This window comes from Citrobacter sp. MGH103 (assembly GCF_001034475.2).
GTDB classification, from domain to species: Bacteria; Pseudomonadota; Gammaproteobacteria; order Enterobacterales; family Enterobacteriaceae; genus Citrobacter; species Citrobacter freundii.
On sequence record NZ_CP073043.1, the window covers coordinates 137297 to 154024 of the forward strand.

16 protein-coding genes are annotated in these 16728 nt (G+C 52.7%); 5 read left to right on the forward strand and 11 right to left on the reverse strand.

The genetic code is table 11. The annotated features are described in order from the left end of the window. The gene (locus SK33_RS00675; RefSeq protein WP_003024202.1) at positions 1 to 1137 is read left to right on the forward strand and encodes an HlyD family secretion protein; all 1137 of its coding nucleotides are present in this window, start codon (positions 1 to 3) and stop codon (positions 1135 to 1137) included. Positions 1138 to 1144: 7 nt separating this feature from the next. On the opposite strand, the gene SK33_RS00680 is transcribed toward SK33_RS00675, so the two are convergent. Then, positions 1145 to 2107 carry a LysR family transcriptional regulator gene (locus tag SK33_RS00680; protein ID WP_003844559.1) on the reverse strand — a complete coding sequence of 321 codons (963 nt, stop codon included), beginning with the start codon at positions 2105 to 2107 and terminating at the stop codon, positions 1145 to 1147. A gap of 121 nt (positions 2108 to 2228) precedes the next feature. Between SK33_RS00680 and SK33_RS00685 the strand changes: the two genes are divergently transcribed. Continuing rightward, the gene (locus tag SK33_RS00685; RefSeq protein WP_003024206.1) at positions 2229 to 2969 is read left to right on the forward strand and encodes a MipA/OmpV family protein; all 741 of its coding nucleotides are present in this window, start codon (positions 2229 to 2231) and stop codon (positions 2967 to 2969) included. An 87-nt stretch (positions 2970 to 3056) separates the two neighbouring features. Here SK33_RS00685 and SK33_RS00690 read toward each other — a convergent pair whose 3' ends face one another. Together SK33_RS00690 and SK33_RS00695 are read right to left on the reverse strand one after the other, a co-directional pair. Next, complete coding sequence (locus SK33_RS00690; protein ID WP_032950506.1) at positions 3057 to 5012, reverse strand: glycoside hydrolase family 127 protein; 1956 nt, start codon at positions 5010 to 5012, stop codon at positions 3057 to 3059. Between the two features lie 10 nt (positions 5013 to 5022). Then, positions 5023 to 6423 carry an MFS transporter gene (locus SK33_RS00695; RefSeq protein ID WP_032950504.1) on the reverse strand — a complete coding sequence of 467 codons (1401 nt, stop codon included), beginning with the start codon at positions 6421 to 6423 and terminating at the stop codon, positions 5023 to 5025. Between the two features lie 252 nt (positions 6424 to 6675). Here SK33_RS00695 and SK33_RS00700 point away from each other — a divergent pair, with 252 nt between their 5' ends. Next, entirely contained in the window at positions 6676 to 7491 is an 816-nt protein-coding gene (locus SK33_RS00700; RefSeq protein WP_032950502.1) for a helix-turn-helix domain-containing protein, read from the forward strand. Positions 7492 to 7495: 4 nt separating this feature from the next. Here the strand turns inward: SK33_RS00700 and araD are convergent, their stop codons facing one another. The 8 genes from araD to yiaK form a co-directional block, all read right to left on the reverse strand. After that, the gene (araD, locus tag SK33_RS00705; protein WP_046671011.1) at positions 7496 to 8191 is read right to left on the reverse strand and encodes an L-ribulose-5-phosphate 4-epimerase; all 696 of its coding nucleotides are present in this window, start codon (positions 8189 to 8191) and stop codon (positions 7496 to 7498) included. Next, a complete protein-coding gene (locus tag SK33_RS00710) occupies positions 8185 to 9045 on the reverse strand; it encodes an L-ribulose-5-phosphate 3-epimerase (RefSeq protein ID WP_046671010.1) in 861 nt (286 codons plus the stop codon). The genes araD and SK33_RS00710 overlap by 7 nt, the downstream gene beginning before the upstream one ends. After that, complete coding sequence (ulaD, locus tag SK33_RS00715) at positions 9038 to 9700, reverse strand: 3-keto-L-gulonate-6-phosphate decarboxylase UlaD (protein ID WP_003837682.1); 663 nt, start codon at positions 9698 to 9700, stop codon at positions 9038 to 9040. The genes SK33_RS00710 and ulaD overlap by 8 nt, the downstream gene beginning before the upstream one ends. Beyond that, the gene (locus tag SK33_RS00720; protein WP_048218824.1) at positions 9700 to 11202 is read right to left on the reverse strand and encodes an FGGY-family carbohydrate kinase; all 1503 of its coding nucleotides are present in this window, start codon (positions 11200 to 11202) and stop codon (positions 9700 to 9702) included. The genes ulaD and SK33_RS00720 overlap by 1 nt, the downstream gene beginning before the upstream one ends. A 97-nt stretch (positions 11203 to 11299) precedes the next feature. Continuing rightward, a complete protein-coding gene (locus SK33_RS00725; RefSeq protein WP_048218823.1) occupies positions 11300 to 12619 on the reverse strand; it encodes an MFS transporter in 1320 nt (439 codons plus the stop codon). Positions 12620 to 12650: 31 nt separating this feature from the next. Beyond that, positions 12651 to 13583, reverse strand: coding sequence for a DUF4862 family protein (locus SK33_RS00730; protein WP_048218822.1), 933 nt, complete (start codon positions 13581 to 13583; stop codon positions 12651 to 12653). Between the two features lie 13 nt (positions 13584 to 13596). Next, positions 13597 to 14061 (reverse strand): YhcH/YjgK/YiaL family protein, encoded by a 465-nt coding sequence (locus SK33_RS00735; protein ID WP_003024232.1) that lies wholly within the window; start codon positions 14059 to 14061, stop codon positions 13597 to 13599. 11 nt (positions 14062 to 14072) lie between these two features. Then, positions 14073 to 15071, reverse strand: coding sequence for a 3-dehydro-L-gulonate 2-dehydrogenase (gene yiaK / locus SK33_RS00740; protein ID WP_003024235.1), 999 nt, complete (start codon positions 15069 to 15071; stop codon positions 14073 to 14075). A gap of 217 nt (positions 15072 to 15288) precedes the next feature. Between yiaK and yiaJ the strand changes: the two genes are divergently transcribed. Next, on the forward strand, positions 15289 to 16104 hold the full coding sequence (gene yiaJ, locus SK33_RS00745) for an IclR family transcriptional regulator YiaJ (protein WP_048218821.1): 816 nt from the start codon (positions 15289 to 15291) through the stop codon (positions 16102 to 16104). A gap of 118 nt (positions 16105 to 16222) precedes the next feature. After that, the gene (locus SK33_RS00750) at positions 16223 to 16696 is read left to right on the forward strand and encodes a 4Fe-4S dicluster domain-containing protein (protein WP_048218820.1); all 474 of its coding nucleotides are present in this window, start codon (positions 16223 to 16225) and stop codon (positions 16694 to 16696) included. Positions 16697 to 16728: the final 32 nt, after the last annotated feature.

The window sequence follows — 16728 nt, forward strand, 5'->3', positions numbered from 1 at the left end:
ATGGATTTACTAATTGTTCTGACCTATGTGGCGTGTGCATGGTCAATATTTAAAATTTTTAAAATTCCTGTAAATAAATGGACAGTTCCTACCGCAGCATTAGGCGGTATATTCATTGTTTGCGGGCTTATATTACTGATGAATTATAACCATCCGTATACCTTTAAAGCACAAAAGGCGGTAATTTCTATTCCCGTGGTGCCGCAGGTAACGGGTGTAGTGACAGAAGTGACGGATAAGAAGAATACGCTAATCAAAAAAGGTGAGGTTCTGTTTAAGCTTAATCCAGGGCGTTATCAGGCACGGGTCGATCGCCTGAAAGCTGATATTGTCACCGCACAGCATAAAGAGCAGGCTCTGGTTGCGCAGTTAGACGAAATGATAGCCAACACGCAGCGGGCAAAGGCCACGCGTGACAAACTGGCAAAAGATTACCAGCGCTATGCACAGGGTAGTCAGGCGAAGGTGAATCCTTTTTCTGAACGCGATATCGATGCGGCGCGGCAAAACTATCTGGCGCAGGAAGCGTCGGTGAAATCTTCCGTCGCGGAGCAGCAGCAAATCCAGAGTCAGTTAGACAGCCTGATACTGGGCGAGAATTCGCAAATTGCCAGCCTGAAAGCGCAGTTAGCCGAAGCGGAGTTCAACCTGGACCAGACGGTGGTTCGCGCGCCCAGCGATGGCTATGTGACGCAGGTGCTGATGCGCCCGGGAACCTATGCCGCCGCGCTGCCGATGCGTCCGGTGATGGTATTCATCCCGGATCAAAAAAGGCAAATTATCGCCCAATTCCGTCAGAACTCGCTGCTGCGTCTGGAACCTGGCGATGAAGCGGAAGTGGTATTTAACGCGCTGCCGGGTAAGGTATTCAGCGGTAAACTGGCTGCAATTAGTCCGGCAGTGCCGGGCGGGACATACCAGTCGAATGGGGCGCTGCAATCCTTAAATTCTACGCCCGGTTCGGAAGGGGTGATCGCCACGATTGAGCTGAATGATAATGCGGAGGTTAGCGCGTTACCTGACGGGATCTACGCGCAGGTCGCGGTTTATTCTGACCACTTCGAACATGTGTCCGTCATGCGCAAAGTCTTGTTGCGCATGACCAGTTGGGTGCATTACTTGTATCTCGATCATTAAACTCAGGCTATTTTGCTTGCTCAGTCTGCTGATCCAGAGACTGAGCAAGCTGCCGGCGAATCTCCGCCAACATCTCATCAAGAATAAACTGTACCCGCCATGGCTGATATTCACGTTTGCGGAAAATCGCCACCAGATCCAGCCACCATTCATGCTGTCCGGAGAAACACGGAACCAGCCCGTTAGGCTGACTTTCTTTTTGTACGCTCGCCTTCGGTGCAAAAACAATGCCCAGATGGTTTCGCGCCAACGACAGCGCAGATTGCGTATTGTCGCAAACATAATTACCCGTTACGCGATAGTCATGCATCTCTTTACCTCCGGGGGAGGAGAATCGCCAAATGTTAGCATCATCAATCATCATGGAATCAATCAGAATACAGGAGTGATGCTCAAGTTCTTCAGGAGTGCTGATGGGATGTTGGGCCAGGTATTGATTACTGGCGAAAGCGGTAACCACATATTTGGTAATAAAACTGGCGACCAAAGATTCATCTTTTGGATGTGCATAAGTAATTAAAACATCACAGTCATCTGGAAATTCGACTCCTTCATAAAAGGCTTTACGTTCCAGGTTATAGGTTTTTAGCACCAGACTGATATCGCCAATATCCATAATTTTTGCAATAACATGTTGCGATAAGTAAGCGATAATTCCGGTTGGTGCATATACCGTTACTTTTCCACGTTTCTCGTGCTTATAATCAGCAATGAAATTATTTAACTGCTCGTTTCTGTCTAACATGTCATTGATGTAAGGAAGTAACGCTATACCAAACGGCGTGAGGGTCAGTTGCCGGGTGGTGCGGTCAAACACCTTTAATCCAACTTTTGATTCAAAATCAGCAAGATATTTACTGACGTTGGCCTGTGCGATGCCGAGAACAGTCGCGGCATGACTGATATTTTCACTGGCAGCGATTACCGAAATAATCTTCAACTCCCGGTGTTTAAGTTGTAATTTATTCATCGCCAAGCCCAATATATATAATTTTTTATATATTACTATATAAATATGAACCTTGCACCGATGAAATTGTAAGCATTATTATGCACCAGTTTTGTAGCTTATTTTAAAATGGAATGTTGGCATGTTAATTAAACACAATATTGTGGCGCTGCTCGCCTTTTCTTTTATGGCGAGTGCAACTGCCGCAGAGTTTTCAATTGGCGCTGGTGCTGTATATAATGAATCACCTTATCGCGGGTATAATGATAATGTTCACGCAGTACCGCTAGTCAGTTACGAAAGTGAATCATTTTATTTTAGGCAAACAACGCTAGGTTATATTTTGTCTAAGAGTGAAAGTAATGAATTTAGTATTACTGCCTCTTATATGCCGCTTGAGTTTGATCCCGGCGATAATGACGATCATGCGATGAAAAAGCTGGATAAGCGTGACGCAACTGCAATGGCGGGTGCCGCGTGGTATCACCATGAAAGATGGGGTAGCGTGAAAGTCTCCGCCGCTGCGGATGTGCTGGACAACAGTAATGGCTGGGTAGGGGAAGTTTCACTGTTCCGTCCAATGCCGATGGGCAAACTGACGCTGACGCCATCGATTGGCGTGCTCTACTATGACGAAAACTTCAATGAATACTACTACGGCATATCGGGTAATGAGTCCCGTCGTAGTGGCTTATCAAGCTATTCCCCAGGCGATAGCTGGACACCGTATGTTGGCCTGTCCGCTAAATACGCATTGACCACTAACCTGACGCTGCTGGCAAGCGCCAATTACAGCGCACTGCCGGATGACATTAAAAATAGCCCGATGGTTGATCGCGATGACAGCTTTACCTTTATGTCCGGTCTGACCTGGCGTTTCTGATTCTCACCCGTTTGTCCTCAGGGAGGAGGGCAATCTTTTCATAAGACATTGACGGATGGGGGCTAACCGCCGCCATCCGCCTTATTATTACTGCTCGTTTATCCAGATACGCATTTCGCCTTCACCACGGTTTGCCCAGCTAAACCACGGAATAAACGTCAATGTATGCGCCTGACGTGAAGTTGGGGAAACATCGTAGTGCCACAACGATTGTTGTGCTGCATCGGCTGCACTTTGCTTCACACCTTCAGCCTGAATTAACATTTTATGGCTGAACAATCCCTTACCTTCGAATACTCTGAACTCACTCTCTTTTGGCAACCACAGATTATGCAATTCCTCGCCGTTGTCGGCCTGCTCCAGGCAATATACCAGTGGCCCACGCTGAATGGCGACCTTACCGGCAACATGACGCACTAATGGATTTCCGTATACCCGACGCACCGGCATTGGCAGGGTCAAACTGAGCGTATCGCCTTCCTGCCAGGTTCGACTGATGTGCAAATAGCCTTTGCGAATATCCTGCTCAACCGGCTGACCATTCAACAAAACCTGTGGCGCGGAGCACCAGTCTGGCAGGCGCAGAGCCAGGGTGTGATAAACCGACTGCGGTGATTCGATGGTGATTTTTACCTGCTCATGCCATGGGTAATCTCCGCTAATACGCAGTTTAAGCGAGCCGTTTACAACAGGGACCTCCATGCTATTGCCCACGTACATATTGATATACAGCGCGTCCTGACGCGGTGTATAGATGTAGTGGCCAATTGAGGTTAACACGCGGGCGATATTCGGCGGGCAACAGGCACAGCCAAACCAGCGCTGACGAACAGGTTTCACGTGGTCATAAATATGATTGAATTTTAATGATTTAGGATGTACTTCCAGCGGGTTCACATAGAAGAAGTGCTTGCCATCGAGCGCCATCCCGCCCAATACGGTATTATACAGGGCGCGTTCCATCACGTCGGCATACTGGCTGTCGGCTTCCATTTCCAGCATTCTGCGGGCGAACATCATCAGGCCGATAGAGGCGCAGCTTTCCGCATACACGGAGTCGTTGGGCAGATCGTAATCGCTGCTAAACGCCTCGCCGCTGCTTTGTGAACCGATCCCGCCGGTAATGTACAACTGGCGCTGGGCCATGTTTTTCCACAGACGCAGGCAATCCTGACGCTTGCCTTCGTCCTGGCTTAAGCGTGCCAGATGAGCGACGCCGGTCATCAGGTAGACAAAGCGCACCGCATGCCCGATCGCCGTTTGCTGTTCTGAAATGGGCTGATGAGCCTGGCTATAAGGTTTATCCTTCACCATCCATGCCGGACCGTAAGTATGCCAGTAAGAGGTTTGGCCGCGCTTTTCGTACTCTTCGTCATAGAAATGGGGCTGTGCGCCGCGCTGTTCCACAAAGTAATTTACCAGCGCCATATAGCGTGGTTGCTGGGTCACTTCGTATAAGCGCATCAACGCCAGCTCGATTTCCGGGTGTCCTGGGTAGCCGCGCAGTTGATTCTCCCTGAGTCCAAACACGCTGTCGATGTGATCTGCCAGGCGACACACCACCTCTAACAGACGGCGTTTACCCGTAGCCTGAAAGAACGCGACGCCTGCTTCGATCAAATGACCTGCACAGTACAACTCATGACACTCGGCGAGGTTGGTCCAGCGTTCATCCGGTGCTTTCACTGTGAAGTACGTATTGAGATAGCCGTCTTCACACTGGGCGGCCGCCACCAGTTCAATGACTTCATCGGCCGTTTTTTCAAGTTCCGCATCGGGTTTCTGGCACAGGGACCAGGCAACGGCCTCCAGCCACTTTGCTACGTCGCTATCCTGAAAAACCATGCCGTAAAATTCGCCATCCTGCAGGCCCGCGGCGATACGGAAATTCTCTATCGCATGACTTGGTTCCGCCTCTGCAATGCGGTCATTGAGCGCATCCCATTGATAGGGGATCACCACGTCACGCACCAACTGCTGATATTGTCCGAGGAACGGATCGCTGACGGTGAGCTTATGCAGGTCGACTTCCAGTACGTTCATTTCGTGCTCCTTAAGGCTGTACATGACGCTGACGCAGATCGGTGGCAATGCGCGACATCATCGGATTATTGAGTTTGCAGATGCGGATGGACAGCGCCAACAGCAGGTGGAACAGTGCGGGAAGCAGCGTCTCCATCGCGGTAATTCCTTGCAGCGAGCTGGCGGTTTGGTTACCAGCGCCTGGCTGATAGGCGACAAAAATAAACAGCAGGCTGATGATCCCCGCACTTGAGGCCCAGGCCAGCTTGATGAAGAACAGATTGAAGGCGAAATTCATGCCGGAGGAACGTACGCCGGTTTTCCACTCGCCGTAATCGTCGGCGAAGGCCATCAGTGAGAAGTGCAACGGCAGCGTGAAGCCTAAAATAATGCCGTTACCGAGGATGACTGCCAGCCACAGCGTCTGATAAGCCGGGCCGGTTGGCAGGAACCACATCAGTATCGCCAGGGCCGTCAGCACCAGATTGGTGTAGTAATAGAGTTGGACGGTATCGATGCGGCGGGTCAGGGGGCTGACGATCACTGAACCGATGATGGACGCGAAAGTGACCATGGTGAAAAACAGCGACGTATAGGCGGTGCTGCCTTCCAGCACGTAGGTAATAAAATACATGTACCCGCCGCCGCGAATATTAAAGACGTTGATCAGCAGGAAAGACATTACCAGCATCAACAATAGCTGATCGTTTTTGCGCAGCCCGCCAATGTGTTCACGCAGGGTAAATTTCCCCATCATCGCCAGCGGCACACGCTCGCGAACCCAGAAGAAACAGCACAGGAACATCACCACCGCGATGGCACACAGGATGCCCACGCCAAACTGATAACCCTGCGCGGCATTGCCCTGACCCAGAATATCCACCATCCACGGCAGACCAACGGAAACCAGGAATCCCGCCACGCCGCACAGCACAAAGCGCCAGGACTGACAGGCGATCACCTCGTTATGGCGGGTCGTCATGGTGTTGATCAGCGCACAATACGGTACGTTGATGGCGGTATAGCCGACAGAGAGCAGGAGATAGGTGCCGAATGCCCAGGCGATCTTGACCCCCATGCTGGCGTCCGGGACGGTAAAAGTGAGCACGCCAATAATACCGATCGGAATCGCAACCCACAGTTGCCACGGGCGAAAGCGCCCCCAGCGGCTTTGCGTACGGTCGGCCAGCACGCCCATGATGGGGTCGGAAATGGCGTCAAATACACGCAGGGCAATAAATAATGTGCCGACTAGCGCAGGCGTTAACCCGAAGACATCGGTGTAGAAAAATGTCAGGAAGTTCATGATCAGGCAGGTAATTACCGTCCCGCCAGCATCGCCTAGCCCATAACCAATTTTTTCACGCAGGGATAATTTGTCGTCCTGGGCGCGCTGTGCCAAATCAGATGTTGTAATCGGAGCCGAAGTCATAAATAACTCCCGGAGAGGATGTTCAGAAAGTATCCCGCTACGTTGCGGGTTATTTGTTTGTAATTTTCAAAATACGTTATTTATTCTGCACGAAATGTTTGGGTCAACAAGGGAAGAGAAAAGTATAAAAAGATGACAATTCCGACTTCATTATAAAAATGTGATTTCGATCCAGCGGAAAGCGGATTTATCGTAAATAATCAATGATAAAGAGCGGTTTAAATAATGTAGAAAGCGGGAATTTGAATATATATGCTCGAATTATCCATGTTTCTTCCGATTAAAGTGCAAAATGGTGGGCTATTTATTTCCCGGGGCGTAGGCAGTCATCCTGCGCGACGATTGCAATCCTGGGAAATTATCTTTGTTGAAAAAGGGACATTAACAATTCGCGAAGGTCAGACAGTTTTTTGCGTGAATGCCGGAGAAAGTTTGCTGCTGTGGCCGCAGCGCTTGCATATTGGCGTTGGGCAATTTCCGGCTGATTTGAAATTTTACTGGTTGCACTTTGAGGTGACAGCAGAAAATGAACCATCAATAGCAGGATCGTTACTTGCTATACCTCAGCATACCCAGGTGGGCGAGCCCCAATATATTATTTCGCTGTTTCGCCAGTTCTTACGCGAGCAGGAAAATATTCATCGCAGCATGGCGCTGGAACTGATCCTGCTGCTAATTTTGCAGCAAATTTCTGCGGCTGCCAGCGAGCACCTCGCCGAAAGCCCCGGTAATGCGCTAGCCTGGAAAGCGCAGCAAATCATTCACACCCGGTTCCACCTGCCGATTAGTGCTTCAACACTGGCGAAAGAGCTGCATTGCAATGCGGACTATCTGGGGCGCGTTTTCCGTGGGGCTTTCCGGCTGACGCTAACCGAAGCGTTGCACCGTCAGCGGGTAAGGGCGGCAGAAAAACTGTTAATCAGCGATTCGCTGTCGCTAACCGAAGTGGCGATGAAATGTGGATTTAATGATGTGGGGTATTTTCGCAAAATATTCCACAAGCACACCAGCCTGACGCCCGCGGCGTGGAAACGGCGCTATTGCAAAGAACATATCAATAGCGCCTGACCTGTTATTGTCCGTAATACGCATTCGCCCCGTGTTTGCGCAGATAATGTTTATCCAGCAACTCAGACTGCATATCCGGCAACTGCGGGGCTAACTGGCGAGAGAACAACCCCATGTAGGCGCACTCTTCGAGCACCACAGCGTTATGCACCGCGTCTGCGGCGTCTTTACCCCAGGCGAACGGTCCGTGGGAGTGCACCAATACCGCCGGAACCTGCAGCGGATTGAGATCGCGCTGCTCGAAGGTCTGAATGATCACCTCTCCGGTTTGATATTCATATTCGCCGTTGATCTCTTCAGCGGTCATCAGACGCGTACACGGAATAGAACCATAGAAATAATCGGCATGCGTGGTGCCCCATGCCGGGAGATCCAGACCCGCCTGCGACCAGATCGTCGCGTGGCGAGAATGGGTATGGACGATCCCGCCGATCTGTGGATAACGACGATACAGTGCCAGATGGGTTGGTGTGTCGGACGACGGTTTTTTGTTGCCTTCCACTACGTTGCCGCTGGCAATATCCACTACCACCATGTCGTCGGCGGTCATCACCTCATATTCCACGCCGGATGGCTTAATCACCATCAGTTTACGTGTTTCATCCACTGCGCTGACGTTGCCCCAGGTAAAGGTGACTAAGCCATGAGCCGGGAGCTCCAGGTTTGCCGCCAGCACCTCGGCTTTCAGTTGTTCTAACATGGAAATCCTCCTTCCTGCATGCGTGCTTCTATCCAGCGCCGTGCCTGGATAATTTCCAGTACCGGCTCTTTCGCTTTTTCAGTCCACATTTCAATCAGAAACGACCCGCGATAGTTCAGCTGATGCAGCGTTTTGAAGATGCCAACAAAGTCCACGCACCCTTCGCCAAACGGCACATCGCGAAACTGGCCCGGATGAGTTTCGGTTACCGGCAGCGTGTCTTTCAGGTGGATAGCAGCGATGCGGTCAATGCCGAGCGTCAATTCGGCAGTGACGTCATTCCCCCAGGCGCTGAGGTTGCCCACGTCCGGATAAACGGTGAACCACGGCGATGACAGCATTTCATCCCACTTTTTCCACTTGCTGATCGAGTTCATAAATGCGGTATCCATGATTTCTACCGCCAGCATCACCTGCGCGGCAGCGGCTTGCTCGACTGCCCATGCCAGTCCTTCGGCAAAGCGCTGCTGCGTTCCTGCGTCATGTTCTTCGTAATAGACGTCGTAGCCTGCCAGTTGAATAGTGCGGATACCCAGATCGCGCGCCAGACGAATGGCTTTGGTCATTATTTCTCGCGCCCGCTCACGCACGGCTTCATCGCGGCTGCCAAAGGGAAAACGACGGTGGGCGGACAAGCACATTGATGGGATCGCCACGCCGGTTTCCAGCATCGCGCTCACCAGCGATGCGCGCTGAGCCGGACTCCAGTCGAGACGCGACAGACGTTCATCGGTTTCATCCACCGACATCTCGACGAAATCAAAACCGCAGCTTTTTGCCAGCACCAGCCGTTCCGGCCAGGAGAGGTCTTTCGCCAGCGCTTTTTCATAGATACCTAATGGATGATTACGCATGCTGTGTTCCCCAGATGGCGTCGATTTGCGCATGGAATTCGCCAGCAACCTGCGCTGGGTTTTGCGCTCCCGCCAGCGCGCGCCCGGCAATAAAAGCTTTGACGTTAATATCGCGAAACAACGACAGATCGGCGGGCGTGATCCCACCGGTAATCGACAGTTCCAGACCAATATCAGAAAGCGCCTTCATGCGCGCCAGGTCTGCTTCTCCCCACTGTTGTCCGCTGGCCTGAGCATCGCGGCCACGATGGTAAATCGCCTGGCGAACGCCAACGCGATACCAGTCGCGGGCATCATCCAGCGTCCAGTTACCGAACAGCTCCATCTGAATTTCACCGCCGCAGGACTGCGCGATGCCATGACCTTTCTCTACCGTCGCCAGCGGCGCAGCACAGATGATGGTCATCCAGTTGGCACCTGCTCCAAAGGCTTGCTGCGCGAGGGTTTCGCCCGCATCGGCCACTTTCCAGTCGGCGACGATGATTTTATTCGGGCACTGGGCACGCAGTGCTTTCACGGCGCTCAGCCCTTCGGTTAAGCAGAGAATCGTCCCCGCTTCAACGATATCGACGTTCTCTTGTAGCAGCGCGACGTCGCGTTGTGCGGCTTCAAGGCTGGTGTGGTCGAGCGCCAGTTGCAGTAATGGTCGACTCATCATTCGTGCTCCTTAATGCGGGCGTGGTAGCCCTGTAGTGCGGTAATTAAATCCAGGTATTGGCGGTATTTACGCTGGTAGTTCGCCTGCGCGGCGGCGTCCGGCAATAGCGTGCGCACCGGGTGCTGTTGGCTGCGCTGGGCGTCGCTGAAGTTGGAATAAACGCCGGTGCCGACGCGGGCGGCGAGCGCAGCGCCAAAGCAACCGGTCTCTTCAATCTGCGGCAATTCGATACGTAAACCGCTGACGTCTGCCAGCATTTGCATCCAGATGTCGGAGTGCGCCGGACCGCCGGTGACGCGCAGGGTATGCGCCTTCGTAAAACGTTCGCGCATGCGGTTGAGGTGGGTCATGTGGCTAAAAACCACGCCTTCGTAGATGGCCTGTAATAAGTGGGCGCGAGTGTGTATTGCCTGCATGCCATAAAAGCCGCTGGTCATCTCCAGCCCGGCGTTGCTGCCGTACAAAAAGGGCAGGAAGAAAAGCTCGCTACCGGCTTTCGGTAAGCTGGCGACGGCCTGATTGATCTCAGCAAAAGAGAGTTCGCCCCACTGGGCGGTAAACCATTCCAGATTGCCGGAAGAGGTCGGGCTGGCTTCGTGAACGATGTACTGCCCGTTGTTGACATAGCGCCCATAAACATAGGGATGGGCCTCGTGGTCGCGCAGACCGTGAGCGATCCCGCTGGTGACGGCCCAGGTACCCATCACCGCGTTGAGGGTGTATTCATCTTCGATACCGGCGCAGAGTGCGGTGGAAACCACATCAAACAGTCCGCCGACGACGGGCGTGCCCGCTGCCAGACCGGTTATGGCGGCTGTCTGAGCGGTGATTTCCCCGCATATTTCTGCTGAACCGACAATCGGCGGTAGCGCATTGTCGATCTCACTGATGCCCAGCCACTGGGTCAGGCGCGAGTCGTACTGACCCGAAGCCATGTTGTAGAGGTTCGACTCGGAAATATTGCTCTCTTCACAGCCTTTGACGCCGGTTAAGCACCAGCGCAGATAGTCATGGCCCATCATGACGCAGCCAATTTGCGCGTAACGGTGAGGTTGATTCTCTTTCACCCAGCGCAGCAATGATGCCGGATGCCCGGTCCACAATGTCTGGCGGGTGACCGGGTAGAGCTGCTCAGGGATCCCATCCTGCTGCCAGCGCTGAACGATGTCCATCGCCCGGCGGTCGGAAGAGAGGATGGCATTGCCCAGCGGTTTATCCTGCTTATCGAGAAGGAACAGGCCTTTGCCCTGAGCGGAAATACCGACGCCTTTGATTTGATCGCCGCAGACGCCGGTGCGCGCTAACAGCCCGGCGATCGTGGCTACACACTGTTGCCACAACTGGTGCATATCGCGTTCGGCGTAACCGGGCAATGGCGATGCGGTCTGCAACGATTGCCGGTTAATGCCATGTTCATGACCTTTGGCGTCATACAACCCGGCTTTCAGATACGTACCGCCACAATCAATACCCAGCCAGAAGGTCTCTTTCTCACTCATCTTGTTATCTCATTTTTGCCGGATGGCGCTGCGCTTATCCGGCCTGGGACGGTTGCTACCTGTAGGCCCGGTAAACGAAGCGCCACCGGGCATTGTTTTACGCTGTACGTTTATGTGGATTCAGTGTCTTTAGCGGAGCGGCACCGGCGTCGCATTTGGCTGGCAGCAGCAGCGCCATCAGCGCGGCCAGAGCCAGTGAGATAGCCAGGCAGTAAACCCCCGCATCTTTGCTATACAGGGTGATGAGTACGCCGACCGCATAAGGACCGCAGAAGCCGCCGAGGTTGCCCAGCGCGTTGATGACTCCACGCGCGCCACCGGCCATTTCCGCACTGAACAAACGCGCCGGAATGGTCCAGAACACGCCCGCTGCCGATTGCAGGAAGAAGCCGCAGCCGACCAGCGCGGCATAAGCCAGCCAGACGTTATTTTTCAGCGCCACGGAAAGGAACATGCACAGGGCAAAGCCAATCAACGGCAGGCAGACGAACAGCTTGCGTTTACCGGTGCGGTCAGAGAGAGAAGAGAACAGGAACATCCCGGCAATGGCCCCGACGTACGGCAGAATAGCGAGCATACCGACCTGTCCCATGCTGCTGTGCGTCAACTCTTTGAGGATGGTCGGCAGCCACAGGGTGTAACCGTAAATCCCGGTCTGATAGAAGAAGTTCAGCGCGATGAGCTGCCACATGGTTTTATCGGAAAGCACCGCGCCCAGAGAGGCATTTTTGACTTCCGTTCCGGCAATGGCTTTTTGCTCGGCGGCCAGCGTTTCGACCAGGTAATTTTTCTCGGTCTCAGAGATCCAGCGCGCCTCCTGTGGACGGTCGTAAACGGTATAGGCCCACAACACCAGTACAACGACGGAAAGCAAACCTTCAATGATGAACAGCCAGCGCCAGTCGAGAACGGTGATAATCCAGCCCGAGAGCGGAGCGGTAATGATCCCGGCAATCGGCACAAACATAATCACAATCGCATTGGCGCGACCACGCTCGGCGTCGGGGAACCAGTTACTGATCATCGTCAGCACCACCGGCAGCATGCCGCCTTCGGCAACGCCGAGTAAAAAGCGCAGAACCAGCAGTTGGTACTGATTAGTGATTAACCCCGTGAGGACGGAAATAACCGCCCAGGCAACCAGCGACCAGCCGATAAATTTCTTGCCGCTACCGTGAACGGCAATTTTTCCGCCGGGAACCTGTAAAAACAGATAACCGATAAAGAAAATACCGCCAGCCAGTCCTGCCATGGTGGCGGAAATACCTAATTCCTCATCCATTCCGCCCGGCATCGCGAAAGCGATATTGACGCGGTCCATATAAGAAATAATACAGGCGATGAGAATAGGTGGAATAATCCGCAGCCAGCGCTGACGGGGTATATCTTTGAGTGTAGGGTGAGAGGTCATGTTCATATTAATATTCTCGTAGAGTAGTATTTTATTTTTATAGTTTTGCTTTATTTAATGCGGCGATACCGTCGCGCAATATTGCTACGCGATGGTTCACATCTGCATTGGTGTTTATTTCCAGCAATTTAATACCGGCAAATTGCAATGGTTCGGCTTCTGCGCAGGCGAATAATTCGCGGGCATGGTCGGTGGTCATCAGGCTTTGTGGGCAGAATGGGGCAAACGGCGCGTGTAAGTCCTGCCACTCGCCGTATTCCCCCGCAAGCGTGGTACCGGAGAACATCAGCGCGCCCAGTTTTCCAGCCCGTTTGGCCTGCTGCGTGTGGTCCAGCGCCAGGGCGGGATTCTGCCCTTCAATGGTCGATCGCGCCCAGTTAATGCACACGCTGATGTCATACCCGGCAATGACCTCCAGCACATTGTCTAACGGCAGAAAGCCTTTGCGCGGCGCAATGCCGGTCATGGCGTCGCAATGTTCCAGCACCAGATCGCAGGACCAGTCCCAGGAGGTAATTTCTTTCAGCGAACGGGCAAACGCGTCGGTGGCCTGTGCAACATTTGGGTTGCTGGCATTGGGGGCGGCATGCAGTTCCAACGCAATCACTTTTCCGGCGTGTGCCGTATTGATATGGTTGATTTTCTGCTGCAGATGACGGTAATACGCCACGCAGGCTTTACGCTGTTCTTCGTCGCTGGAGGCCAGCCCAAAAGCGCTGTTTGCGCCGCGACGGCGCATGGTTTCCATAATGGCGGTGACTACGATTTGCCAGTCGCCCGGCGTATGACGTAATAACCATTCGTCGCCTAACGGGTGAAGATGTTCAAGGCAGGGCTGCTCCAGACCGCGAATATCCGGAGTATCGGCGAGCTGTCGCCAGAATTCCTTCTCTTCCTCTTCACTCTTTTGGTGAAATGAGGGTGCACAGGGGTACGCACCGATAATATAACCGGCATTATTAACGCTCATGTTGTGCTCCTTTTTATAAAACTGAAATAGCAACCTTCACGACTATTTTGCGGATCGGCGTGGCGACAGTTTTATGACATGCAGGGCGATGAACATCCTGCGGGAAAAATATGGCATAACTTCCCGGAATCATTTCAATGAAAGATTCATGTTCGCTGGCGTGATAAAAAATAATATCGCGCTGTTCTAATAATGATTCGCTGATTTGGTTATTCCCGGTATCAATCGCGATCCCGATTTTCTCTTCGCCCCAGGCCAGAAATTGAATATCCAGGTAGCGGCGATGCACCTCCGGGCGATTTTCGGCAACGTCACGCGTGGTTAAATCGATAACCTGCGCGAAGATATTTTTACCGTCGATTTCTACCACACCCGGTTCCAGATTGCGGAAATCTGTGCTGCGCAGAAAGTCGAGTGCCCTTTCAATCGCCGCGGGTAAACGACATGGGTTAGGCTGAGCAATATGTCCGAAGATCATGGTGTTGCTCCTTACAGGGCCTGAATTTTGGCCCAGACGCTGTCATCAACGGTGATACCGTTGCGGCGGTTTTCTTCCAGCAGCTTTGTAAACTCGTGGCCCGGCAGGCGGACAGGTGTGTTTTCATCGGCGCGTTCGGCGGAGGTGATGAAATCCATAATGCGCTGCAGTTTGGCGTCGCGGGTGGCGCCGTCGATAAGCTTATCCACTTCAATGGCGATAAAAATCTGTGAAACGCCATATTCATCGCTGTTGTCCTGGGTGACCTCGGCCACGGAAGAACCGTCTGAAAGCAGGGTGGCGATCATATCCAGCACAATCGACAGACCTGAACCTTTCCAGTAACCCATTGGTAAAATGCGGCGGTTTTTTTCGATAACGCCCGGCTCTTTAGTGAGATTGCCTTCATCATCAAAGCCACCATCTACCGGCAGTTCGCGACCGGCCAAGCGATTCACTTCCAGCATGCCGTAGGAGAACATCGACATCGACATATCAACCATGGTGATTGGCGATGAGGGGATCGCGACGATCAACGGGTTAGTACCAATGCGGCACTCTTTCGAACCCCACGGCGGCATGACGGCAATCGAGTTAGTCCAGCAGATACCGATGTAACCTTTCTCCGCCGCCTGCCAGCCATAGCTGCCGCCGCGCATCCAGTGGTTGGCGTTACGCAGTGCGACCAGGCCAATACCGTGATCGGAGGCCAGCTCAATGGCTCTGTCCATCATCTTTTTCGCCGTCAGATTTCCGATCGAACGCTGGGCATCCCATTGTTCAATCGCTCCCAGGCTAGTAATGCGTTGCGGTTTGGCCTCAGGAATGATGTCGCCGTTATCTAATTGCTGAATAAAACGAGGAAAACGATTCACGCCGTGTGAATACACGCCGGACTCGGTGGTGCGCGCAAACATTTCGGCACAGGCATCGGCGGTTTCAACGGCGATACCGCGTGCCAGCAGTACCCGATTGAACGCATCTTTCAACTGCTCAAAAGTGACTTTCATTCCTGTTTCCTTGTTTAAATTTGATCGCTTTTTTGTCTCTAAATTTCACTATGCGAAATCTGATTTCAAATATAGCGATCAAATTTTGACAGATCAACGGGGTGGTCTATTTTTTAAAATCATCAAAATCAAATAGTTGTGTTTTTTCGGTTCAGATCGTGAACTGAAACACACTTTGCGCTACCATCAGAGCGCGACGAAAAGGGGAGCGGAAGCGATGGGCACAAAAGAGAGTGAAATGACGCAAGACAAAGAGAGGCCAGCCGGAAGTCAGAGCCTGTTCCGTGGTTTGATGTTGATTGAGATTCTGAGTAACTATCCGAATGGGTGCCCGTTGGCGCATTTGTCTGGACTGGCAGGGCTGAACAAAAGTACTGTGCATCGACTCCTGCAAGGGCTGCAATCCTGTGGGTATGTCACCCCCGCGCCAGCGGCAGGGAGTTATCGCCTGACCACCAAATTTATTGCCGTGGGTCAGAAGGCGTTGTCGTCACTGAACATCATCCATGTTGCTGCGCCGCACCTCGAAGCGCTGAATATCGCCACCGGTGAAACCATCAACTTCTCAAGCCGTGAAGATGACCACGCGATTCTGATTTATAAGCTGGAACCGACGACGGGCATGCTGCGTACCCGCGCTTATATCGGCCAACATATGCCGCTGTATTGCTCGGCGATGGGTAAAATTTACATGGCGTTTGGGCATGCGGATTATGTGGAAGCCTACTGGGAGAGCCATCAGGATCTTATTCAGCCACTGACCCGCAATACCATTACCGGTTTACCGGCGATGTACGACGAATTGGCGCAGATACGCGAAAGCAGTATGGCGATGGATCGGGAAGAGAACGAACTGGGCGTTTCCTGTATTGCCGTGCCGGTGTTTGATATTCATGGTCGGGTGCCGTACGCGGTGTCAATTTCACTCTCTACCTCGCGACTTAAGCAGATAGGGGAAAAAAATCTACTCAAGCCACTACGGGAAACCGCGCAGGCGATTTCAAATGAGCTGGGTTTTACCGTTCGCGATTAGGCAGAGATCCATAGTTATTCAGGCACCTGACACTATTTAACCGTTTCCCCTGTCCGATCAAAGCGACAGGGATAGCCTCTCTGGCACTCTGTGGTTTTTAACGGCGACGGAGAAGGCAATGAACGGGTTTATTATGGCGGATGCGGCAAAATGTATTGGGTGTCGTACCTGCGAAGTTGCCTGCGTCGTCGCGCACCAGCAAAACCAGGACTGTGCGTCGGTCTCTTCTTCTGCGTTTATACCGCGGATTCGGGTAATCAAAGATGACGCCTTTACAACGGCGGTCGCCTGCCATCAATGCGAAGACGCTCCCTGTGCGAATGTTTGCCCAACGCACGCCATTCGTCGTGAACATGGGCATATCTTCGTTGAACAGACACGTTGTATTGGTTGTAAAAGCTGTATGCTGGCCTGCCCGTTTGGGGCAATGAATGTCGTTGCCCGTTCGTCGCGGGTGCAGGCGATAAAATGCGATTTGTGCTGGCATCGTGAGACGGGGCCAGCGTGTGTAGAAGCCTGCCCGACCAGCGCGTTGCAGTGTATTGATGCCGTCAGTATTCAGCGACAGCGTCTGCGTTCACAACCGCTGTGAAGTGAGCCCGACCCGCACTTGGGTCGGGTTTG